At 62.9% G+C, this 24,998-nt stretch carries 21 protein-coding genes; 16 read left to right on the top strand and 5 right to left on the bottom strand.

The genetic code is table 11. The features are described from left to right. Positions 1–14 precede the first annotated feature (14 nt). The 16 genes from GHT07_RS15465 (at position 15) to GHT07_RS15390 (ending at position 11,808) form a co-directional block, all read left to right on the top strand. Positions 15–398 carry a flagellar basal body rod protein FlgB gene (locus tag GHT07_RS15465; RefSeq protein ID WP_153586014.1) on the top strand — a complete coding sequence of 128 codons (384 nt, stop codon included), beginning with the start codon at positions 15–17 and terminating at the stop codon, positions 396–398. A gap of 22 nt (positions 399–420) precedes the next feature. Beyond that, on the top strand, positions 421–858 hold the full coding sequence (flgC, locus tag GHT07_RS15460) for a flagellar basal body rod protein FlgC (RefSeq protein WP_153586013.1): 438 nt from the start codon (positions 421–423) through the stop codon (positions 856–858). After that, positions 855–1,187: a flagellar hook-basal body complex protein FliE gene (gene fliE / locus GHT07_RS15455; RefSeq protein ID WP_153586012.1), complete on the top strand. Its 333-nt coding sequence runs from the start codon at positions 855–857 to the stop codon at positions 1,185–1,187. The genes flgC and fliE overlap by 4 nt, the downstream gene beginning before the upstream one ends. A 90-nt stretch (positions 1,188–1,277) precedes the next feature. Further along, positions 1,278–2,765, top strand: coding sequence for a flagellar basal-body MS-ring/collar protein FliF (gene fliF / locus GHT07_RS15450; protein WP_323740964.1), 1,488 nt, complete (start codon positions 1,278–1,280; stop codon positions 2,763–2,765). Continuing rightward, positions 2,762–3,310 carry a hypothetical protein gene (locus tag GHT07_RS15445; RefSeq protein WP_153586010.1) on the top strand — a complete coding sequence of 183 codons (549 nt, stop codon included), beginning with the start codon at positions 2,762–2,764 and terminating at the stop codon, positions 3,308–3,310. Before fliF ends, GHT07_RS15445 begins: the two co-directional genes overlap by 4 nt. After that, complete coding sequence (locus tag GHT07_RS15440; RefSeq protein WP_153586009.1) at positions 3,307–4,071, top strand: FliH/SctL family protein; 765 nt, start codon at positions 3,307–3,309, stop codon at positions 4,069–4,071. The genes GHT07_RS15445 and GHT07_RS15440 overlap by 4 nt, the downstream gene beginning before the upstream one ends. A 1-nt stretch (position 4,072) precedes the next feature. Beyond that, entirely contained in the window at positions 4,073–5,410 is a 1,338-nt protein-coding gene (locus GHT07_RS15435) for a FliI/YscN family ATPase (protein WP_153586008.1), read from the top strand. Beyond that, positions 5,410–5,877: a flagellar export protein FliJ gene (locus GHT07_RS15430; RefSeq protein WP_153586007.1), complete on the top strand. Its 468-nt coding sequence runs from the start codon at positions 5,410–5,412 to the stop codon at positions 5,875–5,877. Before GHT07_RS15435 ends, GHT07_RS15430 begins: the two co-directional genes overlap by 1 nt. After that, positions 5,874–7,073, top strand: a complete 1,200-nt coding sequence (locus GHT07_RS15425; RefSeq protein ID WP_153586006.1) for a hypothetical protein — start codon at positions 5,874–5,876, stop codon at positions 7,071–7,073. Before GHT07_RS15430 ends, GHT07_RS15425 begins: the two co-directional genes overlap by 4 nt. Further along, positions 7,070–7,468 (top strand): flagellar hook capping FlgD N-terminal domain-containing protein, encoded by a 399-nt coding sequence (locus GHT07_RS15420; RefSeq protein ID WP_323740963.1) that lies wholly within the window; start codon positions 7,070–7,072, stop codon positions 7,466–7,468. Before GHT07_RS15425 ends, GHT07_RS15420 begins: the two co-directional genes overlap by 4 nt. Before the next feature lie 29 nt (positions 7,469–7,497). Then, positions 7,498–8,670 carry a flagellar basal-body rod protein FlgF gene (gene flgF / locus GHT07_RS15415; RefSeq protein WP_153586005.1) on the top strand — a complete coding sequence of 391 codons (1,173 nt, stop codon included), beginning with the start codon at positions 7,498–7,500 and terminating at the stop codon, positions 8,668–8,670. Continuing rightward, a complete protein-coding gene (locus GHT07_RS21755) occupies positions 8,667–9,500 on the top strand; it encodes a FliM/FliN family flagellar motor switch protein (protein ID WP_153586004.1) in 834 nt (277 codons plus the stop codon). Before flgF ends, GHT07_RS21755 begins: the two co-directional genes overlap by 4 nt. Continuing rightward, on the top strand, positions 9,497–9,859 hold the full coding sequence (locus GHT07_RS15405) for a FliM/FliN family flagellar motor switch protein (RefSeq protein WP_153586003.1): 363 nt from the start codon (positions 9,497–9,499) through the stop codon (positions 9,857–9,859). The genes GHT07_RS21755 and GHT07_RS15405 overlap by 4 nt, the downstream gene beginning before the upstream one ends. 133 nt (positions 9,860–9,992) lie before the next feature. After that, positions 9,993–10,340, top strand: a complete 348-nt coding sequence (locus GHT07_RS15400) for a hypothetical protein (RefSeq protein ID WP_153586002.1) — start codon at positions 9,993–9,995, stop codon at positions 10,338–10,340. Next, positions 10,337–11,050 (top strand): flagellar type III secretion system pore protein FliP, encoded by a 714-nt coding sequence (gene fliP / locus GHT07_RS15395; protein ID WP_228488374.1) that lies wholly within the window; start codon positions 10,337–10,339, stop codon positions 11,048–11,050. The genes GHT07_RS15400 and fliP overlap by 4 nt, the downstream gene beginning before the upstream one ends. Positions 11,051–11,058: 8 nt before the next feature. Further along, the gene (locus GHT07_RS15390; protein WP_153586001.1) at positions 11,059–11,808 is read left to right on the top strand and encodes a sigma-70 family RNA polymerase sigma factor; all 750 of its coding nucleotides are present in this window, start codon (positions 11,059–11,061) and stop codon (positions 11,806–11,808) included. A gap of 459 nt (positions 11,809–12,267) precedes the next feature. On the opposite strand, the gene GHT07_RS15385 is transcribed toward GHT07_RS15390, so the two are convergent. The 5 genes from GHT07_RS15385 to GHT07_RS15365 all read right to left on the bottom strand — a co-directional run bounded on the left by GHT07_RS15385 (position 12,268) and on the right by GHT07_RS15365 (position 24,960). After that, complete coding sequence (locus GHT07_RS15385) at positions 12,268–12,762, bottom strand: hypothetical protein (protein WP_153586000.1); 495 nt, start codon at positions 12,760–12,762, stop codon at positions 12,268–12,270. Beyond that, a complete protein-coding gene (locus tag GHT07_RS15380) occupies positions 12,759–13,484 on the bottom strand; it encodes a DUF3800 domain-containing protein (protein WP_153585999.1) in 726 nt (241 codons plus the stop codon). Before GHT07_RS15380 ends, GHT07_RS15385 begins: the two co-directional genes overlap by 4 nt. Positions 13,485–13,506: 22 nt before the next feature. Continuing rightward, complete coding sequence (locus GHT07_RS15375; protein WP_194792958.1) at positions 13,507–14,190, bottom strand: DDE-type integrase/transposase/recombinase; 684 nt, start codon at positions 14,188–14,190, stop codon at positions 13,507–13,509. Between the two features lie 169 nt (positions 14,191–14,359). Continuing rightward, entirely contained in the window at positions 14,360–15,115 is a 756-nt protein-coding gene (locus GHT07_RS15370) for a hypothetical protein (RefSeq protein ID WP_153585997.1), read from the bottom strand. 77 nt (positions 15,116–15,192) lie between these two features. Then, the gene (locus tag GHT07_RS15365) at positions 15,193–24,960 is read right to left on the bottom strand and encodes a LysM peptidoglycan-binding domain-containing protein (RefSeq protein ID WP_323740962.1); all 9,768 of its coding nucleotides are present in this window, start codon (positions 24,958–24,960) and stop codon (positions 15,193–15,195) included. Between the last annotated feature and the right edge of the window lie 38 nt (positions 24,961–24,998).

Here is a 24,998-nt window from a genome sequence, read left to right as displayed (position 1 = left end):
TCCAGGAGCAACACATGACTGAAGGCCTCGAAGCCATCACCACCACAGCACTCGGGCTCGCGCTCGACGCGGCGGCCCTGCGCCACCAGGCCATTGCCAGCAACATCGCCAATCACGCCACCGAGGGGTATGTGACGCAGCAAGTCGACTTCGCGTCGCAGATGGAGCAAGCGCGCCGCTCGCTCGACAGCAAAGGCTACATCGACGCCTTTTCGCTCGCAGGCGTGCGCGTCGAAACCACGCCGGCGCTCGACTCCAACGGCGCACCCCTGAAGGTGCACCTGGACGCGCAGATGGCCGACATGGCGGGCAACGCCGTGCAGTACCAGGCGCTCACCCGGGCGCTGAGCCGTCACCTCTCGCTGCTCTCGCTGGCGGCGAGCGACGGCAAGCGCTGACCGACACATTGCAGGAATCACCATGTCTCACCAAACCACCTTTGCAATCAGCGCCGCCGGCATGGAGCTCGAGCGCACGCGCGTTGAAGTCGCGGCGCTCAACCTTGCCAACGCACACACCACACAAGCTGCGGGCCAGGCTGGCTACACGCCCATGCGAGTCGTCGCGCAAGCAGCATCAAGCGACACGTTTGCCGCACTGATGGAAAGCGACAACCCTGTTGCAGCGCAACTGCCCGCAGTCCGCGTCGAGCCTGCGCAAGTCCCGCCGCGCAAAGTGCACGAGCCCGGCCATCCGCAAGCCGATGCGCAAGGCTTCGTCACCTATCCTGGTGTCGACACCGCCACCGAGATGGTCACGATGATGAGCGCAACGCGTGCCTATGAAGCAAACGTTGCCGCGATGAACATGGCTCGCACCATGGCGTTGAAAGCACTCGACATCGGAGGTGCGTCATGACAGTGCCGGTCGAAGCGATTGCAGCGATGCCGGTCAACGCCGTCCTGCCAAACGACATGGTCGCGCCAGTCGCACCATCAGCAGTGCACACAACTGGCAGCGCCACCGGCGTGCCCTTCGGCGAGCTGATCACCAAGGGCCTGGGCGAAGTCAACCAGAAGCTGCTGGCCAGCCAGGCCGATATGCAACGGCTCGCTGCAGGCGACACGCAGAACCTGCATCAAATGATGATCCGCCTGGAGGAGTCACGCATCTCCTTGCAGCTGATGATGCAGGTGCGCAACCGCCTGCTTGAGGCCTATCAGGACGTCATGAAGATGCAGGTGTGAGGCCTGCGCCTCTCGCTTATCTTCCTCTCCATCCACATTCGACAAGACAAGACATCTGCCGCCCACCGGGCGGCATGACTGGGGACCGCTGTGATCACCGACTTCTGGAATTCACTCAATGCCCGATCGCGCGGCGGCCTGATTGCAGGCGCAGTACTGATCGTCGCTGCCACTGCCGGCCTGGCCGCGTGGCTGCTTCGCACCGACTACCAGGTGCTGTTCGCTGACCTGAACCCGCAGGACGCGGCTGCCATGACGGCCGAACTCGAACGGATGAAGGAGCCCTACCGCATCGCCGCTGACGGCAACACGATTCTTGTTGACGCCGCGACCGTCCACACCACACGCATGAAGTTGATGGGCAAGGACATTCCTTTGCACGGCGCAGCCGGATTTGAGCTGTTCAACAACGCCGACTTCGGCATGACCGAGTTCGCGCAGAAGATCAACTACCAGCGCGCGCTGCAAGGCGAGATCACGCGCACCATTCTTTCGCTCTCGCAGGTACGCGATGCGCGCGTTCACCTCGCGCTGCCCGAAGAGGGCCTGTTCAAGCGCGCCACGTCCAAGGCAAAGGCGGCGATCACGTTGAGCCTGAAGCCGGGCATGGCTCTGCAGGCCGAACAGATCACCGGCATCCAGCGCCTGGTTGCTGCAGCCGTGCCCGGCATCACGATGCACGACGTGACGATCGTCGATCAGCAAGGTGTGGCGCTGACGCGGCCTGTTGTCGCCGAAGGTGAACAGGACATCGGCTCGGCGCGCCTTGATCTCAAGCGCGACACCGAGCGAATGCTCGCGCGCAAGGCCATGGAAGTTCTGGAGAGCGCATTCGGCCCCGGCCAGGCCGTCGCCACCGTGGATGTCACGCTGAACATGGACCAGGTCCGCGTGACCACGGAAGAAGTGCTTGGCGCTCGTGGCGGTCAGGGCGTGAGCGGCGTCATCGTGCGTGAACGCGAGAACGCACGCGATGCTGGCCCGCCGCTCAGCCCGCAGGGCGAGGCAACGCGCGCGGCCAACAGCCAGCGCGAAGTCGAATACCAGGTGGGCCGGCGCACCGAACAGGTGGCCAGCCAGCCCGGTGCGATCAAGCATTTGCAAGTCGTGGCACTCGTGCGCCAGCCCTTGAGCGACGAGCAGATCGAGCGCATGCGCCAGCTCGTGGGCGCCGCCGTAGGCACGAGCGGCGAGCGGGCAGACACCGTGGTGGTGCAAAGCATGCATGCGTTCGAGTCACTTGCAACTGCGCAAGGTGGTGCGGCGGCGCCTGCTTCGGCAGCTGCTTCGGCACCTGCCCTGGCAGTCGCTCCTGCAGCGCACCCCCCTGCCGCGCGAACCACCGCGCCTTCAACGGCAGCACTGCCACCGCTGGACGCGTTGGCGTCGAGTCCTCAAGCCGTTGTCATCGCGCTCGCATGCATGCTGATTGCAGCGCTGTGCGGGCTTGCCGTGTGGCTGAGGGTTCGGTCCAGCGCCACGCGCGCTTCGCCCACGGCACGCACCCTCTCTTCGGCCGAACGCGCCGCTGTACTGCAGCAGATGCATCACTGGCTGGACACAGGAGCGCGCCAATGAACACGTTCGACACAACCACGCCTGATCGCACCGTGCGCCAGTGCGCGCTGACGCTACACGCACTCAACCCCCAGGATCGTGACTGGGTTCTGTCGCAGCTTGCGCCCGCGCACCGCAGCCAGCTGCAGCGCCTGATCGCTGAATTGCAGACGCTGGGCATTGCGCCGGACGCGCAACTTTCCGGCGTTGCGACGGCAACATCGGCAAGTTCAAAGGCGCCCGCAGCACGCGACTACACCCCGCAGCAGCTCGCCGCCATCGTGTCTGGCGAGCCAGCGTCACTGATCGCGCTGGTGACGCGCGAACACGACGCCGGTTTTGTCGAGCAGCTGCTGGCCGGGCTTTCGCCCACCGTGCGCAACGCGGTTGCCCAGCGCAGACGCAGCGCAAGTGCCGCAGCCAGCGTGCCGCCCAGACTCGCCGCAACGCTGCGCGACGAAATCGACAAGCGCCGGCCCACGCTTGAACGCGCACCCTCACACAAAGGCCGGCTGGCGCAACGGTGGCGTTCGCGTTGGCGCCGCATCGCAGGGGTGCTGTCATGACGCTAGCCACGAGCGAGCCCACGCAGCCCGGCCACACTGGCCCGTCGCTCGTGCGCGGCCTGGCGATGCAACCGCATCCGCATGTGTTGCGGCGCCCCTCGCACAAAGCCGATGCTGCCGCCGTGGCAAATGCGCCTGTGCGCAGCTTCGACGAAGGCGTGGCTGAAGGCCTGCAACGCGGCATCGCGCAAGGCCGCGCACTCGCGCTCGCACAAGTCGAAAGCGCACGCGCCGCCGCCATCGAACAGGGCCACGCCGAAGGCCTGCGCGCCGGCCACGCGCAAGCTGAACGTGAAGCGCAGAAAGCGCTGGAGACGGCGCACGCACACACGCAGCAGGCAGCGCAGCAACGACTCGCTCGCCTGGACGCATTGCTCGCATCGGTGGCAAACGCCGCCAACCAGGCCATTGCTGCCGCACACGACGACCTGGTCGCGCTGGCCTTCGAAGCCACTTGCAAAGTGATCGGTGCGGCGGCGCTCACGCGCGAAGGCGTGAGTGCGCAAGTCGCGAAACTGCTGGCCGACCACCGCCACAAGTCGTCGCTGGCGCTGCACCTGCATCCTGCCGATGCCGCCTTGCTGCGTGAGACCGGTGTGCCGGGGCCCGATGGTGAGCGCGTGACCATCGTGGCGGATTCGTACATGCCAATGGGCGGCGTGCAATTGCGCTCAAGCGAAGGCAGCCTCGACGCGCGGCTCGACACGCAATTGCAGGCATGGCGCGAGTCGATGCTGGCCCTGCGACAGGAGCGCGCGTGACATGAGCTCGCTGCTCGCGCCTTACCGTCAATCACTGCGCGGCCTGCAGCTGGCGCGGCCTGTTGGACACGTGCGGCAACTCGGCGGCCTGACTGTCGAAGTGGAAGGCCTGCGCGCTTCGATTGGCGACATGTTCTCGATCGCACCCGGGTCGTCGCCAGCGCAGGGCGCAGCCGCACCGGTGCTCGCGGAAGTCGTCGCCGTGAAGGCGGCCAGCTTGCTGCTGATGCCCTACGGCGGCCTGCACGGCTTGTCAGCGGGTGACGAAGTGCTTGCTGCGCCATCGCAAACGCACATCGGCGTCGGCGGCGGACTGCTCGGCCGCGTGATCGATGGCTTCGGCGAGCCACTCGACGGCCAGCCGGCACCGCAACTGTCGCAGCGGCGCGCGCTGCGCGCCACGCCGTGCAACCCGATGGGCCGCCCGCGCATCCACCAGCGGCTGGACACGGGTGTGCGCGTGATCGACTCGCTGCTCACGCTCGGCCAGGGCCAGCGCATGGGCATTTTTGCTGGCAGCGGCGTCGGCAAGAGCACGCTGCTGGGGATGATTGCGCGCCACGTGAAGGCCGACGTGAATGTGATCGCGTTGATCGGCGAGCGTGGCCGCGAAGTGCGCGACTTCATCGACTTGCAGCTGGGCGCCGACGGGCTCGCGCGCTCGGTTGTTGTGGTCGCGGCATCGGACCAGCCGGCGCTGTCGCGACTGCGCGCCGCCAATGCAGCGCTGGCCATTGCCGAATATTTTCGCGACCAGGGCCAGCAGGTGCTGCTGACGATGGATTCGATCACGCGCTTCGCCATGGCGCGTCGTGAAGTGGGCCTGGCCGCCGGCGAGCCGCCCACGGCACGCGGCTACACGCCTTCGGTGTTTTCAGAGTTGCCGCAGCTGTGTGAACGCTGCGGCACTGCGCCATCGGGCGGCTCGATCACGGCATTGATGACGGTGCTGGTTGAGGGCGACGACCTGAACGAGCCCGTGTCCGACAACATGCGCGCCATCCTCGACGGGCACATCGTGCTGTCGCGTCAGCTCGCACATACGGGGCACTACCCGGCCATCGACGTGCTGCAAAGCGCCAGCCGCGTGATGCCGGACATCGTGCAGCCTGCGCAACTGCAAACGGCGGCAAGCGCGCTTCGCACAGTCGCACTGCTCGAGCGCAACCGCCAGCTGGTGGACATCGGCGCCTACGAAGCGGGCTCGAACCGCGAGCTGGACAAGGCACTCGCGCTGCAGCCCGCGCTCCACGCCTGGATGCGCCAGCGCGACGGCGGCGCAGCAGCCGGTGAAGGCCTGGCGCAACTCACGGCCATTGTCTCGACGGGATCGGCGTGATGGCAGACCCACGCGGCTTCAACGACACGCTGGCTCCCGTGCGGCAACGCGCGCAGTGGCAGCTGGACGAAGCGCTGGCGAAGCTGGCGGGGCTTTGCACGCAGCTGGGCGCTGCACGCCACACGCTCACGGCACTGGAACAGCGCGCGCGCGAACAAGCCGCTCATGCGGGCAACGCGTGGCGCACGCGAGTCGATCCTTCGCTGCAAACGCGTGCACTGCACTTTCTTGCGCGCGTCCACAGTGAACAGGCCGCAGCGCGCCTGCGCATCGCCGAGCTTGAACAACACGAGAGCGCGGCACGCGCTGAAAGCGTGAAGCGGCAGGCGCGGCTCGAATCACTGCAACGCCACCGCGACGAGGCCCTTGGCCACTTCATACAGGAACAACAACGCAAGGACAGCGTGCGAGCCGATGACGACTGGCTCACACGCAACCCAGTCACACCCAGGAGATCGCCACCATGAGTAGCCCGCCTATCAATCCACAAGCCGCTGCGGGCTTGCGGCCCGCCCTGCCTGCTGCAGCGGCACCAACAGCAGCGGCCAGCGGCGACCAGCGCCATGCAGCGAGCTGGCAGCGCGAGATGGAGCAAGCGCAGATGGCGCTGTGGTTCGCGCACGGCGTGATCGGCTACCAGCCCTTTGCGCCGACTGCCGCGCCAGAGGCACCCAAAGCCAGCGCAGCGCCGGCGAGCATTGCATCACCGAGCTCGATCGTGAAGCAAGCCGCTCACCACGCGCAGCGGCGCAGCGATACGCCAACTGCGCGCGCCGATGCACCGGCAGCGCATGCATCCGCAACGCCCCGCCATGACGCATATGGCCTCGCAGCGCCTGCTCATCAGTCGTTGCAGGAAAGCCCTGCGCCAAGGCCGACTGCAACGATCACACAGACAGGCGACATCCACTTTCGGGCGGCGCTCGTGGGTACACAGAAGATGGCCGATGAACTACGGTCATTCGGGCCGGTCGTCGCCAGCGTAGGGCGTCCTTCATTCGAAGACATGGCCGGCGCAATCCAGCTCGTTTCGGAGAACGGACAAGCGAGCGGGCGAGCAAGCGCGCCTGCACAGCCCGAGATTGCGACTCACTCATCGATGGCATTGGCAAGCACGACGGCCGCGGTAGCCGCAACAAGCGCGACCGCGGCCTCAACCAACATGGCGGCCATGCCAGTCAGCGAATCGGCTGCACCGCAAGCGATGGCTCCATCGTCTGCGGCGCCGCTTGCCGCTGCCGAACCGCTTGCGTCTGCCCAGCCCATCGCCGCTGCCCTACCCGCCCAACCGCAGGCACAGCCCCAGGCGCAAGCGCAGACACAACTCCTATCGCGGTCGCCGCAGCAGGCATCAGTCGACGCACCCAGCGACGCCGCCGAGCCCGAACCATCGCGAGCCTCAGGCACCAGGGCCGCGCCCACACCAATCCGCCTGCATGCCGACTGGTCTGCCGACGGCATTCGCCTGTGGCTCGGCATGCACGCCGACATGCTGCCGCACCTCGACGCCATCGCGGCGCAACTGCAGCGGTGGGTCAATGCGCAGGGCTTGAAGATGCTGTCGCTCGCCTGCAATGGGAAAGACCTGCGTGGCCACGCACTCGCAGGCGCACCTGCACCTGACCTGCCTTCTCCCCCCACCGTTCAAAGGACTCGCTCGTGAGCATTTCATCCGTCTCCCCTACCGCCTCCACCCAGGCCAAGCCGCTGGGCATGGAAGACTTTTTGAAGGTGCTGCTCACCCAGCTGACCTACCAGGACCCGCTCAAGCCCATGGACAACCAGCAGTTCATGGCGCAGATGGCGCAGTTCACCTCGCTGCAACAGACGCAGGAGCTCAACGACAAGATGACGACGCTCGTCGCCAACCAGGCATCGCTGCAGTCGATCGGCCTGCTCGGGCGCAACGTCGACATCACAACTGACGGCGGCACCACGCTCAGCGGCGCCGTCACCGCAATTTCGCTCAGTGGCGCCTCGCCGCTTCTGTCGATCACGACCACGGCAGGCAATGTCCTGCCCAACATCAGCCTCGGCCAGGTCATCGCCGTCCGCTGAAACCACCCACAACACCGCAAGAGGACAACATGCTCAGCTCCATCTACATCGGCATGACGGGCCTGCAAGGCTTCTCGCAAGGCCTGCGCGTCATCGCCAACAACACCGCCAACCTGAATACGCCCGGCTTCAAGAGCTCGACGCTGCAGTTCGCCGACATGTTCTATTCGAACAGCGCGAACGGCTCGAAGACGATGCAGGTGGGCTACGGCCTGAACACCGCCGGCACCATGCTCAACTTCGAGCAAGGCGAGTTGCGCCAGACCGGCAACAACCTGGACCTCGCAGTGGACGGGCAAGGGCTGTTCACCGTGCGCGACACGGGCGGAGCACTGCACTACACGCGCGCGGGCCAGTTCACATTCAACAGCGACGGCGTGATGGTCAGCCGTGTCGACGGCAGCAAGGTGATGGGGCAGGACCCCTCGGGTGCGCCGGGCGAGATCACCATCGCGGGCCACCAGATGATCGCCGGCAAGGCAACGACCACGCTGAATTTCGCGGGCAACCTGTCGAGCACCGATACCGACCACACAGTCCAGAATGTGAAGGTGGTGGACACACTCGGCATCGAACACACGATGACGCTGGTGCTCACCCAAAGCACGACCACACCCGGCACCTGGTCGGTAGAGCTCAAGGACGGCGCCACGTCGGTGGGTACGGGCACGCTGGTGTTCAGCGCGGGCGCACCGACGCCGGGTACCGCGACCGTCAACATGACCTACAGCCGGGCAGGCTACCCGAGCCTGCCGCTCAAGCTCGACTTCAGCAAGGACGTGTACTCGTTCGGTGCGGGCACTGACTCGCAGCTGGTCTTCACATCGCAAGACGGCTGGGGCGCAGGCAGCCTCACCGGCGTGAGCTTCGACGATACGGGCACGATGGTCATGAGCTATTCGAACGGCCAGACCGTCAAGGGCGTGCGCCTGTTGCTCGGCCGCTTCGACAGCCTCGACGCCGTCAGCTCCAACGGCAACAACCAGTTCGACGCCACCAACAACCTGGCCTGGCACATCGGCACGGCCGGCACCAACGGCTTTGGCGCCGTGCGCTCAGGCATGGTCGAGTTGTCGAACGTTGATCTGTCGCAGGAGTTCAGCGACCTGGTGATCATGCAGCGCGGCTACCAGGCTTCGTCGCAAGTCATTTCCACCGCGAACGAGATGCTGCAGCAGCTCTTCCAGATGAGCAGCAAGTGACCACGACGCCGCAAACCGCAACGCCGCTTCGGTGGTGGACCGCCGTGCAACTCGACGCCCTCGCAGCGCGCGCCGATGCTGCGTGGCTGCCGTGGTGCGACGAATGGCTGGGCGACACGCATCGCACCCGCGCCCTGGCCCACCTCGCGCATGAAGTTGACGACGCGGGCGACTGGAACTGGACACCGATGGGCGCGCAGCATGAGGCCGCGGGCTGGCTCGCATCACCCGCTCGGGCGACCGAATGCGTGGGCCGTGCGCTCTTCGACGACTACGACGCAAACGTTAAGCCAGCAACGCCGCCATCGATCGCACAAAGCGTCGCCGCACGTGCGATGGAAGACCTGCTTGCCAGGCTGCGCTCGCAGTTCGCTCTCGACGCGCCAACAGACCATCCGCTTTTCGTCGATGCAGCTTGCCTGCGTCCGTGGTCTGGCTGCGTGGTGATCATGCTGCCGCTGGCGAACGCGCGCCTGCCGATCTTGTTGAACGCGGGCTGCGTGGAGGACACGCTCGGGCTCGCGGCGCCTTTGCAGCGCCCCATTGCACCCGGGCCGGTCGAGCCCACGACCCCCATCAGTGATGCGATTGCGCACCACTTCATCACCGTGCGCGTCGAACTCGACGCATGCGAGATCGACCTGGGCACGCTCGCGCAACTTGCGCCAGGCGACGTCCTGTCGCTCACACATCGCCTGGACACGCCGATGCGCCTGAGCGCGCACGGCGAGATTCTTTGCGACGCATTTCTGGGCCAGCGCAGCGGGCACAAAGCCGTCGAGCTGCTGCAGTCCGAACGCGCTCATTCCATTGACTCCTCCACATCATGACCACCTACACACAACCCACAGCGCAAGTGATCGGCCTTGGCGAACTGCAGGGCGACCTGGGCGCTCGTGCGCGCAACACAGAGGGCCACGGCGCCTCGCCCGCGCCACTCGTCCTGGAGGGCAACCCGCTACTTGCAGTGCGCACGACACTTCAGGTGTGCGTGGGCGAAGTGCAAATGACCGTGGGCGACCTGCTCGCGGCCACTGAACACCAGGTGCTGGTGCTCGACCGGACTGTCGAGCAGCCGGTGGACCTGACGCTGGAAGGCAAAGTAGTCGCGCGCGGCCAGCTCGTCGCTGTCGATGGCCGCTTTGCGCTGCGCATCACCGAGTTGCCCGCGCCGCTAGGGATGAAGTGACATGACAAGCGCCTATCCGCACTGGCGGCGCGCGGCCGCAGCGAGCGCGATGTTCCTGGCGTTATGCGCGCATGGCCCAGCGCGATCGCAAGCAACAAGCACAGTCGCACCGCGTGCGGCTTCTTCGGCAGCGATGCCGAACGCGCCCCAGTTTCCCGGCCTGCCACTGCGCCGCGACACAGCAGAAGACACAAGCGGGCTGCAGGCATTTGGCTGGCTTGCTGTGCTGCTGGGTGGCTTCGCGGTCGTGGTGCTGATCGTCGCGCGCGGCAAGCGCCATGCAACACCGGCCAAGCTTGCGGGCGTTGCTGCGCCTGCAGTCACGGGCCGCACCGCGCTTGCCAGCAATGTCACCGTGTACACGCTGAAGTGGGGCAATGAAGAACTGCTGGTGGGCAATGCATCGGGTTCGCTCACGTTGCTCGCGCGCAGGCCGTGCGAAGCCGGCGCCCTGGCCGGTGAAGCGAGGGCAGCGCGATGAAGCGCCCACTTCGATTCATGGCGCCAGCGGCCATCGCCGCGATGTCATTCATGGCCGCGCCTGCCTTCGCGCAGGCCACCCCTGAAACATCGCAGGCTGTGCGAGTGGTGGTGGGGCTCACGGCGCTCGCCGTCCTGCCCGCGTTGCTCGTGTGCCTGACGGCGTTCATGCGCATCGTGATCGTGCTGTCGATGCTGCGCCACGCCATCGGCATGCCGGAGACACCGCCCAACACCGTGATCATTGGCCTGGCCCTGTTCCTCACGCTGTTCACGATGTCGCCCGTGCTGCAGACACTGAACGACGAAACGGTGCAGCCCTTCATGTCGGGCAACCTGAGCATCGAAGCGGCGTACCAGAAGGGCAGCACGCCGCTGCGTGAATTCATGGTGCGGCAAACGCGCGAACAGGATCTGGCGCTGATGGTGGAGCTGTCAAAGGCCAAGCGGCCCGAGAGCATGGCCGACGTGGGCAACGTGCAGCTCATTCCGGCGTTCATGCTGTCGGAGCTGCGCGCTGCATTCCAGATCGGCTTTGTGGTGTTCCTGCCGTTCCTGTTGATCGACCTGATTGTGTCGAGCGTGCTGATGGCGCTGGGCATGATGATGATGCCGCCGACGACGGTGGCCCTGCCGCTGAAGATTTTGATGTTCATCCTGGTGGACGGCTGGGCCCTGATCCTGAAGGCGCTTGTCGGCTCGTTCCACTAGCGGGCAGCGTGGAGCCGAGCGAGTCTGCACTCTGGCGCCAGTTTCGCGAGCACGGCGACAGCGCCGCACGCGAGGCGCTGCTGGCAATGCACCTGCCTTATGCGAAGGTGGTGGCGGCGGCGTACTTCGGCAAGCGCATCGACAACGACGTGCCGTTTGAAGACTACCGGCAGATGGCTTCGCTTGCGCTGATCGAAGCGCTGGAGAGGTTCGACCCCGCTGTCGGCGTCATGTTCAAGACGTATGCGGCCCGGTACATGCACGGCGCCATTCTTGACGGCCTGCAGCGCGCCAATGAAAAGCATGAGCAGCTTGCGGCGCGGCGCAGGCTGCTAGCACAGCGGCGCGCGTCGCTTCGCGGCGCGGACGACTCGCAAGGTGCGCGCAAAACTGCCACGCGCCGTCGCACCCCCGAGCAGGCGCTGGCCTATGTGGCCGAAGTAGGCATTGGCTTTGCAATTGCCTGGTTGCTCGACGGCACGGGCATGGTGCAGCCACCGCAAGAGGCAATCGTGATGCCGGCCTACTGCAGCATGGAGCTGCGGCAACTGCGCGAACGCATCGTGGAACTGGTGCAGACACTGCCAGCCGGTGAGTGCCGTGTGATCCAGGCTCACTACTTCCAGGCGATGGGTTTTGAAGAAGTTGCAAACCTGATGGGCTTGAGCCGCAGCCGGATTTCACAGTTGCACCGGCAGGGACTCATGCGGCTGAAGGAGTCGCTGCACGAACATCTGGGAATGGATGTGTCGGCGTGAGGTGGGACTGTGCACCTGCGCTGGTGAGGACTTGAGCAACATCACGTATTTCTCGGTGCATTTCATGCCGGCGATCCGCAATATCTGGGTGGTGTCTCAGTTCGCCTGTTACAAATTCAGCCCCAGAATGAACCACTACGGCTTCGTGATTTACATAAAAGCTGTATGCGCAAACAGTGGAAATGCGGATAACCACCGTCATTTAAGACGTTCAAACTCAGCTCTTTGCCCACATAAAATGCGCTCAGATAAGTAGTTTTTAGATGTTTTGAGCTGCTAAAGTCCATATGAATCAACGAGTTAGGTAACTCATCTAGGGCTTTTTTGTGATTCCAAGGCCTTTTTGAAGGTTTTGTCAAATACAACTTGAATACTTAGACTCTCTCCTACATAATTCAGACAGCTCATCTACCATGTGTAGAAGGAGTTACGAAGCCGCCCCGTGCGGCTTCAGCCTTTTCAGGGGGCCTGCTTTTTTTGCTTTGCCTGGTATTCGGTGTACTCGCGAAGCAATTTCCTGCGCTGGTGGTCGCGGTCCACGTGATAAGCAGTCCAAAAGAGCAGGTATGTCCCACGGTCGGCGATCACGACCACAAAGTCGTCTTCTTCAAGCCATAGATGGATGCGGTTCTCGTGGCTCTTTTCCGCCACCCACATTTTTACTTCTGGCTTCTCGGAGTTCTCGACCAAGGCGCGCGCCCATCGAATGCGCTCGCATCGGCGGAAGTTAATCAGACGATTCGCCTCGTCTGCCCCGTCCGAAATGATGTGCCAAAACGTCGCTTCCTTTCCCTTCGAGATCGGAATGCGCTTCATTGACAGGGCCGTGCCGCGATACACCGGTTTCGCATGCACAAAGTCGTCCTTAAACGCCTCGTACAAAGCAGCTTCGTAAGTAGCCCAGTCCTTCCCGTGGTCGTGAAAGTGGATCAACTCCGGGAGCCAGTCGGTCACTGCCCCGCTCCCTGCGCTTGCCACCGGAAGATATTGAACTTGCCTTCTTTGAGTAGCGTAGAGCGATCCAAGGTGTAGCGCGAGCGCTTACGAACTCTCTCGACTACATGACGTTTTCCGACGTTGCCTTCCTCGCCCTCCAGCAGGCCGCGATTCACATATGACACAGCCCCCATCATCAGGTCGGCCAACTGGAGTAGGGAGCTCTCATGAGAGCGCACGAGCTGCACGCGCTCAATCACTTCACGAGAAAAGTCATAGATGTTGTTGGAAAGCACCTCGTGGAGCTTTCGCACCTTGGCCGCTCCTTTGGTGTCCTTGATGTCGATGTAGATTCGATATCGGTCCCGAGGACTTAGAAGAGCCTTGAGCATGTCGAAGTACATCTTGTAGTACCACGTGTCGTGGTCTTGTCCAGGGAACGCGCCATGGTCAAGCGCACTCTTGTCCGGAACAACCAGTGCCCGAAAGTGCAAGTCATCGTCGTCAAAAAAGTAGTCCACAAGATCGAGGTATAGAAGCTCCTTCGACTCTGAGACCTTTGTCCACTTCACTTCAAAGTGACGATCCATCCCGTGCTTGGCGACGATATCCCTGACGCGCTCCGAAATCTCGCCCGCCTTTTCTTGAGGGCACCACACTGCTCCAAGCACCATGGCACTTTGGCCGTCGTGCTCAAGATGGCACGATTCGTCGCAGTAGATGTTGTACGTGGTCGCCATCGATCAATTGTCCCCCATGTTGTCACTGCGCGAGTGCAGCAATTTCTTCCAGCGTCCAAACGTGGTCAGTAAGGCCCGCTTCCATAGCGGGCGTCACGCGCAGCGTCTTGTGAATGCGAGCGTAGTTGTAATGCATGAAATGCAGCGACACAGCGTGCTCAAGGTTGTCCACCTTCTTTAAAAAACCATTGGTCAGGCGCGTGAAGCGGCGCATGCCCATGCGCATCGTGAGATTGGAGCGCTCGACGTAGCTTGTGCTGATGTGGCGCTTGTCGGGGTTGCCGGTGATGGGGCGCTTCTCGGCATCTATAAGCTTCGCCGGGCTATACCGCTGCTGTTCGGTCGGGGTGCCCACGCCATTGTGCTTAACCAGCATGGCGAAATCAACGTCCGTGCCGAATGCATCGGGAACTGCGTTGAGGTAGGCACCGTGACCGTCTGTCGTGAGCTGCACGCGGTTAGCCAGGCGGGAGTAAACATCGGTCATGAAGGCCAATGCGTAGTCGGCGTCACGCTTGCCGACCATGTAAGAAATCATCAGCTTGGAATCAGCGTCAATCGCCGTGTACGTCCACACGTCGCCGTGACCAAGGATGCCTTGATTCCCAGGGGCAACATTCTTTTGCTTGGACTGGCAGAAGGCCCAAATCTCGTCCACTTGCACCCGCGATGCCTTCACGTTGCGGATGTGCTCCGACTGGTACACGTTGCATGCGAATCCGACCTCTTCCAAAAGCTTCGTCACTGTGTTGATGGAGCAACCAGCCTGTGGGCAAGGGCAGTCACCAGTTCGCGACGCCGGCTCGTCGCTCGAACACTGATTCGAAAGGCTTCCCCGACCCATGGCCGAATGGCGAACCGTGCAGACGAAAACTCTATATAGGCGGTCGTCGTCCGGGTGGCAATGCCGGAATTTCACAGGTTGTGCGCAACGACGTGACGCGTGACGAAGGCAATGCCTTGTAGAGCTGCTTCGGTTTCGCAACCCCATCTGGCCATGTCATTTCGAGGGTTACTTTGGCCTCGAAGCAAAACTCTATGGACGAGGGCAACTTGGTGCATTCCATTTGAGGAATTCCTGCGTTCTTGCCCGGTATGGCGAAGCCGCAATAGAAGCCCTCTCGAAGGAGCTTGCGGTATGCGGCTTCGCCGCTTGACTTCAATTCAAGTGCATCGATCGCGGAAGCAAGCGACTTCTCAGCCGTACTTCGTGCAGCCAGATACGCCGGTCCAACAAATCGCGGCGGAGGACAAGAAGCGCCTGCTGACGCGACTTTGATGGTCTCCAGATTTGCGAGTAAAGCATCGCGCGATTTCTCGATGTCGGCCGGTGGCGCGAAGCGAAGCGAGACACGCAGGTCGTCGCATGGCGGCGGATTTCCGGAAGGGCGTTTGACGCAGTACCACATGGACTGATCTTCGGGCACATACTCCTCGGCGGTCTCGATACGACAACGAAATCCTTCGGCCAGCATCGTCTCGACCGCCATCGCGGCTGACTGACCTCTGAGCCCGAGTGTGTTGACGTAACTCCGCTCAATATCTTTCGCCATGACCAGCCGGTTAGTCGTGTCGGGAATATTCTCGCCATGGACAAGAGACGCCGAAGCGACGATGGATAAGACGAACACGAGGAAGTTTCGTCTCAATCGGACCAACGAAAGGTATCCCCTTGAGAATCCGAGAGGTGCAGTTCGGCGAAGAAGTTTCATGGCCGGGTAACGGGCTTGCCGTTCAGGTTCAGAGTCCGCCCCAAAAGCTGGTTTGCTTGCACGGGCGGCATGGAACGTCGCCCGGTGTAATCCATGTAGTGGTTCATTATCGTAGCGGCGGAGTCTAGTGCGCTGTTGAGGAACTTGTAGGGGCTCATTCGAAGTTGGATGGACTGCAGGTAGTCTTCCGTCGTTGCCAATGCCTCAAAGGGCAGGCTGTTGTAGCGGATTCCTACCCCGTAGCTGGGAAGTGTCGGCAGTCGCAGTGCCCCTTGAGGCAGCAAGTATCGGCCAGCCGCACCAAACTGCTCGTCGAACGCCTCTCCAGTGGCACCAGTATCCCGAGCGCTTCTGATTGCGGCGGCTACGTTTTGTCTCGCCTGCTCTCGGATCGCTATTGGTTCTCCCGCGAGTTTGGTGTCGCCACTAATGCCCAGCACAACCTCATAGAACTTCACCAGTTTCGTCCCGAGCTTGACCGCTGTCGCTGGGGTAAGAGGGTCGGGATCGCGAAGCGTCAGGCTATCCACAGTGTGGCCAAGGAACGTATCCCGATACTCGTGCGGGTCCGAATCGACCAATGCATGCGAGGCCGAACCGGCCAATTCCAGATTCCCGGGGTTTCGTCGCATCAGATCAAAAATCCGCTCAACGTTTCCTTCGGATCCCAGATTGTTAAGCGAATGCAATGCCTCGGCGACCAGCCGAGGTGCGGGCATGCCCATATTGTCGGCATCGCCAGCAACAAAGCGGACGCCGGCTGCCTTTGCGTCCAGATCCTTGAGTTGATCAAGAAACTGAGAATGGGCGACCATGAGATTCAAGTCAGCCTGAACAAAATTGCGACCCAGTATCGGGCTGTAACCCCCCACAAATGCTTGTCCTACGTATTGCTGCGCGCTGAAGTGGCCTCCCACCTCATGCACCTGGACAGTGGCGGCATCGTTGACGCCGGGTCGATATAGCGCTTCGCGGATTGACTTCTTCGAAAGTACATCGTCAAGTGGACCTGATCCACTTAGATCACCGTCGTAGGGAATGCCGCGATAGCCCGGGCCATCCAGCCGCGCGAAGTTACCCGTTGTCAGTTCCGGTTGTGCACTGCTTGAGCCGTATACAAGGCTTGCTCCAATACTGTTCCCAAACGCGTCAACCGCCACCTGCTGCACGCTCACCCTTCCACCCCTGAACGCAGCCGCCGTCGCGCCAGCCGCCATCCCACTCACTAGCCGCGCACCAAACGTACCAGCGTTGCCCTTGAACGACTCACTCACCAAATCGCCCACCTCTGCACCCGCTGCGCTCCCCGCCACTGCCTTCCAGTTGAACGAGCTTTGCAGCCCCATCACCACATTCACGCCCTGCGTGATGCCGCTGGCCAGCACCGCTTTGCCGATCACGTTGTTGAAGATCGAATCGCCCAGGTCGACCGTCTTGCCGACGTTGCCGCCGTCCAGCCCGGTGATGCCGTTGATCCCGGCGCCCACACCGCCCGAGATCAAGCTTGCGCCTACGCTCTTCCAGTTGAATTTGTCCTGCACGCCGGTGGCGATGCCCACCACTTGCGACGCTACGTTCGCAGCCGCGCCTGTGGCAGCACCAGCGATGACCGTTGCAGCCACGGTCTTGCCGATCAATGTCTGGACCGCAGACAGCACTTTTGGCCCGAGATACATGGCTGCGACTATCGCCACCGCCATCATCAACACCTGCGCAAAGAAGTTATCGCTCGGCTGCGGCGGCAACGCAAGGTACGGCGACGTATCGCCCACGATCTTGCTCGGGTCGTACAGCGCGAAGGTGCCCGCATCGTTGTGGCTCGTGCCCACCAGGTTCGGCAGGTTCAGCGAGACGCCTACGCGCAGCTGCGCATCGCTTGCGATACCGTTGGCCTCGGCGATCTGGTACCAGCGTTTGCTGTCGCCGTAGGCGCTCTGCGCAATGCTTCGCAGCGTGTCGCCCGTCTGCACCGTGTATGTGCCCGGCGATGCATTCGGGTAGCTCGGTGTGATGGACCGGTAGCCCAGCTGGAAGTCGGCGATGTTGTCGTCGAAGATTGGGTTACCGTCTTTGTCTCGCGCCGTGACGCGGTCCGCGCCCTGGCCGTACTGCGCGAGCACTTCACCGTTGACGATGAACTCGCGCAGCAGGCGCGTGCCTTGCTGCGTGGCGAGCACTTGGCCGCGCACGTCGTTGATGAAGGTGCGGTCGTCCACATCCACCGTCGAATCGAGTGACTTCAGGTAGCCATTCGTGTCGTAGGTGTTGGTGGTGGTGGCGTTGATGAGATAGGTGCTGGTGGCCTTGACCACCGATTCCTTATAGCCCTCCAGCTTGGCGAGCGTGGTGTCGTAGTCATTCGTGCCCGCAGCCGACTTGACCTTGTAGTGCGTCACGTTGCCCGCCGCGTCGATGGCGTTGTTGAAGGTGCTGTAGCCGGGCGTGTTGTTGTAGCCAGTGACTTGCTGCACGATCAACTGGCCGTTGGCGTTGTAGGAGCTCAGGCGCTGCTGCGAGCCATTGCCTGCCAGCGGGTTGTTGTTCGCATCCATGCCATACAGCGCCCTGACGTAGCCCACCGGCAGGTCGCCCAGCCCGCCCGTGCGTGTGACGCGGCTGGCGGCGTCGTACTGGCGTTTGTCGATCAGCAGCCAGGTGGTTCCGGGGTCGTTGAGCAGTTCGCCGTCGTCGCGGCTGATGGTGGTAAGGCGATTGAGCCCGTCATACGTGTACTGCTCGGTCACGATGCCGTTCGCGCCTGAGGCCTGGTACTTGTAGAGGATGGTGCCGTCGCTGAGCACCTTGTCGATCAGCATGTCCACCTTCTTGCCGCCGAACTTGTCCGTCAGGCGGTTGCCGTTCTTGTCATAGGTGATCTGGTGGCCCTGCGTCGTGCCGATGTTGCCCGCCGCATCCACGCCGTCGACGACCGTCATGCGGTTCATCGCGTCGTACTGGTAGTAGCGCGCGGTGTCGGTCACCACATCGGTCATGCCCACGGTGTTCACGACGTGTGTGGTGACGCTCGTGCGGTTGCCCACCAGGTCGTAGTCCATGCGCGCCTGGATGTGGTCGTCGGCCATCCAGCGCAACCTGCCCAGGCTGTCGTAGCTCATGTGGTTGTCTTGCACGGTGATGCGCACGCCGTTTTGCGTGAGCGCCACGTGCTCGCTCAGCTTGTGGCCCGACAGGTCGTACGTGTAGTCAGTCGTCTGCATGCCGTTGGCCGTATCTACGATCTGCGTCATCTGGCCTGCGCCATCGTAGCCGTAGAGCAGGTTCTGGCCACGGGTGTTGGTCTGGGTTTTGAGCTGGTCGGCGTTGTCGTACGAATATTTGTATTGCGCGCCGCCAATGTCCGTGTGGTTCAGCACGTGGCCGAAGTAGTCGTAGCTCCAGGTGGCGGTGCTGCCCAGCGCATCGGTGTCGCTGGTCTTGCGGTCGCGGCTGTCGTAAGTGGAGGTCGACTGCTTCGTGCCATTGGGCAGTGTGACGGTGGCGACGTTCCCGCGCAGGTCGTAGGTGTAGCGCGTGACGTTGCCCGCGCCGTTGGTCTGGCTGGTCATGCGGCAGGCTGCGTCCCACGTCGTCAACTCGGTGATGTTGCCTGTGGTGAGTGTGAGCGTGACTGTGTCGCCGGCAGCGTTGTTTGTTGCGGTGTAGATCGCGAAGCCGGAGTACGCACCGCCACCGAGCGACTTGCCCCAGTGCGTGGTCGATGTCTGCAGGCCCGCCTTGTTGTACGTGTAGGTGGTCTTGTTGCCTTCTGCGTCGATGTGGGTCGTGCGCTCGCCGAATGCGTTGTAGCTGTTGGCGACGATGCCGCCATCGGCATGACGCTCTTCGATCAGGTTGCCCTGCGTGTCATAGCGCATGCGGTTGAGGTTGCTTGCCGTGGCGTTGATGTAATCGCGCACGCCCACTTGCCTGCCCATCTTGTCGTAGTACGCAACACTCGACAGTTGGGCAGCGCCTGTCTCATCGGGCAGGTACTGGCGCGTGAGCTGGTTGTTAGCGTTGTATTCATAGCGCGTCACCCACTGCGCGTTGCGCGCATCGCTGATTCTCAGCACGTTGCCCCAGCGGTCGTAGGTTTGGTTGACGGTAGCGCTCACGCTGCCGGGCGCAATACGCGACTGCTGCGTGACACGGCCCAACGCGTCGTAGCGGGTGTTGGTGCGGCGCAGTGAAGTGTCTGCTGCAGCGCTTGCTGCGGTGACGCCTGCGGCCTTGAGGTCCGCGTCGTTGTACGCAGCGCCCGAGCTTTGAATCTGCGCGGTGCGGTTGCCCAGGCGGTCGTAGAGGTAGATGGTGGCGACGCCATTGTCGGCATTCGTGCGCCACAGTCGCCCCGCCTTGTCGTAGTCGTAGTACTCGCTGGCGCTGCCGTTCACCCCCTTGGCGATGATGTCGCCGAAGGCGTTGTACTTGATGTCTGTGCTGACGACTGCGCTGTCTGCGCTGTTGTTGGTGGGCGTGATGTCGCGGGTGAGGCGGCCGAGGGCGTCGTATTTGAAGCCGTGGAAGATGGTGGCGCTGGCTGTGCCGCTGCCAAGCGTCTGCCACTGTTTGACGACGCGGCCGTACACGTCGTAAGACGCGTAGCGGTCTGCTCCGTTCGCATCGACTGTGCGAATCGCATGGCCGTCGATGTCGAAGAAGGAATAACTCGTGCGGTCGTTCGCATCCGCCGCCGTAGCGCCCAAGGCTGCAGTGCCTGCGGCGTAGTCGATCTGCACGACGGCGTTGCCGTACACGTCGCGCTTGTAGACGGTGAGCGGGGTGATCGTTCCCGATGTTTCACCCGCACGCACAGGTTTGGTCACTGCCGTGATGCGGCCGAGCAAGTCGTAGTAATTGCCTGTGACGCCGTCTGCGGTTTCTGTCGTGACGACGTTGCCCGTCGCGTCGTAGCCGTAGCGCGTGACCACGCTCGTGCTGCTGGTGACGAACGTGTCCTGGTCCGTGACTTCGACGTTCAGGCGCGTTTCTGTTTTCTTGCGGTTGAGGCTGTCGTATTCGAAGGTGGTGGTGCGGTCCGTCGTGCTCGCAGTCGGCGGTGTGGGCTTGGTCGCCGCTGTGATCGTGCCCGTCAGCGCTTTGGCGTATTCGGTGGTCTGCGTCACGTTGCCCAGCACGTCATACGTGTTGGTCGTGAGGTAGTTCGCGCCATCGACGGTGGCCGTCAAGCGGCCCGCGTTGTCGTAGTAGTTGAACTGGTTGTAGGCGGCGGTGCTGGCCGTGCCTGCGCCCTTGAAGCGCGCGACCTGGATCAGCTCGCCGAAGGCGTTATAGGTGTTGTCGGTGAGCGCTCCGGCCTGGTAGTACTGCCCAGCGCCTGTGGCTTCAGGGTCGAACACATCGACGGTGGGCTCTGTCACCGGGTCCACGCGGCCCATGCGGTCGTAGGTTGTGAGCAGCACGCGATCTGCGGCGCTGTCTTTGACGAGCTTGGCGCTGGTCATGTCCGCAGTGTTAAGCGACGTCTCTGTGCCTGTGAGCGTCATCGCATTCGCATAGCGCGTGAGGGTCGTTGTGCCGCCGAACGTATCGAGCGTGTAACCGGTCACGTAGCGCATCGCGTCAACGTCGTACGTCACTCGCCCAAGCTGGTCATACACCTTGTAGCTGAGCGCACCACCCACATCGCGGTTGCGGATGGCGTTGCCCAATGCGTCGTAGGTGGTCTCGGTGTAGATGCCGCCTGCGACAGTGGTGTCGGTTCGCGTGGCTACGTTGCCCTGACCGTTCACCGCAATCGCTGCGTCAGTCTCGGCCACGTACACGGCCACGTTCGGGAAGCGCGTGCGGATCTGCCTGCCCAGTGCGTCGTACTCATAGCTCGTCGTGCGTTGCTCGGGCCGGCCCACGGCCTCTGTGCGCGAGAGCAGGTTGCCCGCAGCGTCATAAGTGTTGGCGGTGCGGATCACGCGTGCGGCAGTGGTCATCACGAGGCCACTGGTGACGCTGGTGACGTCCACGCTGGGCGTGTACTCGTCGGTCAGGCGGCCTGCGGCGTCGTACTCGTACGTCCAGATGGCGTTGCGTTTATTCTGGAACGTGAGTTTGTTGCCCACGCCGTCATAGGTGTAGCGCTCGGTTTGGCCGAGCGCGTCGGTCACGCTGCTTGTGCGGCCCGCGCCGTCGTAGGTGTACGTCGTTGTTCGCGCGGTGATGCCTGCGCCGCTGTCGGTTACGCTGGTCGAGCGGCTCAGGCCGTCGTAGCCGTACGTGGTGATGTGGCCCACACCATCCGTTGTCGTGGCGATCCGGTTCGCCGCATCAAAACTCTGCGCCTGCACGCGATTGGCAGTTGATGCCTTCACCAGCGCAGCGTTGATGTCATCGCACGTGGCCGTCTTGCTCAACGCATTGAACTTCGCAGTGTCGATCACGTTCGCGTACTGGGTGATGCTCTTCACATTGCCCGCGCCGTCATAGCTGCGCTCAGCCACTGCGCCGGTCGCATCCACCGTGAACACGAGCCGGTTCGCTGCGTCGTACGCCATGCGCGTGATGCGGTCGTTGGCCGCATCTGCGACAGGTGTGCCCTGCGCAAGCGGCACGCCCGCTACGGGTGCCGTCCCGAGCTTGGCGTACTGGATGCTCGCGGTGATGTTGCCCGCCTTGTCGTACACGGTGCCGGTGATGGTGCCGAGTGAATCGACGGCGTAGATCTGCCGGCCCGCTGCGTCATACGTGTAGTTCGTAGTGCGGTCTTTGCCGGTGCTCGCGTACGTGTTGATTGTTGCCGCCAGCGCGATGCTCGTGCCCGGTGTGACGGCCGCTGCGAACTGCACCAGCTGCGTGACGTTGCCGTCCTTGTCGTAGTAGCGGCGTGTCACGCCGCCTGCACCGTCAACGCTCCAGATCAGGCGGTTGTCTGAGTCGTAGGTGTAGGTGGTGATCGTGTCTGGCGTCGTCGCCGCTGCGCCGGGGATGACTTGCGTTGTTCCGTTGAAGGTCGCCGGGTCGATGGGCTTGGCGTACACGCGCTGCTGCGTGACGTTGCCGTCCAGGTCGTACTGGTACGTGGTGACTGAGCCGGCACCATCGACCGTGTACACAGCGCGGTTGAAGCTGTCGTACATCGTTCGCGTGCGGCGGTCGTCCACGTGGTCAGTCGTGACGAGGTTGGTGGGCGTCCAGCCCGCAGCCACACGGTTTACATAGGCTCGGTGCTCAATCACGTTGCCGTTGCCGTCGTACCAGAAGCGCTCTGCTTCATTCAGGCCGTTCACCGTAGCGGTGAGGCGGCCGTCCATGTCATACACGCGGTAGATCGTCTGGTCGCCTGCGTCGCCGATCACAGCGGCGATGCGCTGGCTCACTTCTGCGAGCGTCGTTGCTGCGGTGACGCCCGAGATGGTTTTGGCAAGGCGCGTAGTCTGCACAGCGCGCCCATTGGCGTCGTACACGCTGTACTGCACATTGCCTGCGCCATCGACGCAGCCCAGCGATGCACCGAACGCGTCGTAGTAGTAATACGTCGTGTTGCCGTTGGCGTCCTTGATCGAGGAGATCTGGCCGTCGCGCAAATACTTGTAGTCGATGCGGGCGTCTTGCCCTGCAGTCTGAACGCTGCTGACGAGGGTTGCCGCATTGGCTGCAGTGATCAGGCCGCCGGTGAGCGAGTTGAGTGTGGTGGCGGTGAGTTTCTTTTGGGTGTAGCGGATCTCGGCGAGCTTGTTGTCCAGGGTGTCGTAGTCGGTCTCGCTCACGCCGCCGGTGGCGTCCACGGTGTAGACCAGACGGCTCTCGGCGTCATAGAAGAACAGGGTCTTGTTGCCCGGGCCATCAGTGGTGCTGATGCGCCGGCCCGCGAGGTCGTAGGCGTGGGTGAGGGTGCGGTTGTCTGCTGTGGTTTCCGATATGAGGCGGCCCAGGTCGTCGTAGGCGAGCGTGACGGCGACGCGTTCATTCGTCAGGCCCACCGAGGTTTTTGTTTGCGTGAGCAGGCCCAGCGTGTTGTACGTGTGCGTGGTCTTGGTGCCGCTTGCATCGAGTTCCTGCGTACAGCGGCCCAGCGCGTCGTAGCTCAGGCTCGTCGTCTGGTCCTGGCCGGCGGTGGCGGCAGGCTTGAAGTCGCTCAGCTTCGATGACCAGGTGAACGCCGTGGTGACCTTCTTGGCGTAGCGCGTGGTCGAGGTTTGACGGCCTGCGACGTCGTAGCCGTATTCGGTGTAATTCTTGGCCGCATCGACTTGCGCGATGAGCTGGCCCTTGCCGTCGCGGAAGTACGTCGTGGTTTCGTCTTGGGTGCTGGCGCCCGCGCCTGTGACCAGCGCGGCGAGCGTGCCTGTGGCTCGCTGCGCATTGGGAGTCAGGTTGAACGAGCGCTTGGTCTGCACCAGCTGGCCCGCCGCGTCGTAGGTCATCTGCGTGACGTAGCCAGCTGCGTCGAGCGTGCCAATGAGTAAATTGTCTGCGTCGTAGAAGTTGCGCGTGACGCGGTCGCTCGCTGTGTCCGGCGTGGGCGCGATGGCCCCAGGTGCGGGCTTGTTGCCCAGAGCGGCCATTTGAGTGGCCGTCAGGCGCGTGGCGTATTCCTTGGTTGACAGGAGCAGCGACGCACCGTCGTAGAAGTACTCGACCACTGAGCCTTCGGCGCTGACGGTTTTACTGAGGCGACCGGCTGCGTCATACGCGCGCCACGTGCTTTGGTCAGTGAGCGTCAATGCGACCGGGCGGATCGTGTCGATGACGGGAGCGAGCGCAACGCCTGTCGCATCGACCAGCTTCGTGAGAGTCACTGCCGTCGTGTACTTGACGGTACGAGAGAGCCGGTCCGCCGCGTCGTACATGTATTCAACGAGCGTGCCGTCGGCATCTACATCACCAGCCAGTCGACCTTGTGTGTCATAGACCTTGAAGGTGCGAACGCCTGTCGCATCGGTGGTCATCACCAAGCGGTCGTCCTTGTCATACGCGTACTGCGTCGTACCAAGGTTCGCCAATGCTGCGTTCGTGTTGTAGACGCTCAGCACATTGCCTGCGCGATCTGTGGTGCTGATGCTCGTCTGGTTGTTCGCCAGCTTCACCTTGGTTTGCATCAGCGCGTCGTCGTAGCTGGTGAGCGTGACTTCGCCCAGCGCATTCGTCACCTGCAACAAGCGGCCCATGCCGTCGTACACGTTGGTCGTGACGCCTGCGGTCAATCCAGTGCCGCCCGGCTGTGTGGTCGTCCACACCAGCCCCTGTGTTGTGTACGTGTAGCTCGTGGTCGTCTTGCCCGCTGCCAGACCTGCTCGGAGTGCATCCACGCCAACATACGTCGTCTTCGACTCCAGCTGGCCACGCGCGTCATAGCTCAGGTCGGTGCGCATGATGCCTTCGGCGGGCTGGGTCAGCGCCCACGCGGCCAGTGCCGTCTCGGTGAGCGCGCCCGTATAGGTTGACTGGTCGTAAACCAAGATCGTCGTCGGCCCGACGCTGCCCAAAGCGCCCGCCATCTTCACCGTCTGGTATTCAGTCACGCGCCCCTGCGCAGAGACGACGAAGCGCAGTTCGGCGGGCTTGCTGGCGTTGTAGATGTAGTTGGTGGTCGCGGGCGCGGCTGCAGGTGCCACGACACCCTGCGTGACGGCCGCCACGTGATAGACAGTCTCTGTCTTGAGCGTGTTGTTCGCGTTGTACGTGCGCTCGATGGTGTTGCCGGCTGCATCGCGCTGCGACTGCTGGTTGCCTCGCGTGTCGTAGCTGAATGTGGTGGTCTGGCCTGCGCCGTCGGTCACGCTCGCTACGTCATCGACGTTGGCATTCACGTAAGAGAAGGCGTGCTCCAGTTGCCCACCGACGTCAA

Origin of the sequence: Caenimonas koreensis DSM 17982, assembly GCF_009646335.1 — a bacterium.
Taxonomy (GTDB): Bacteria; Pseudomonadota; Gammaproteobacteria; order Burkholderiales; family Burkholderiaceae_C; genus Ramlibacter; species Ramlibacter koreensis.
The sequence above is the reverse complement of the archived record's forward strand: the minus strand, read 5'-3'. Positions and strand labels throughout refer to the sequence as shown.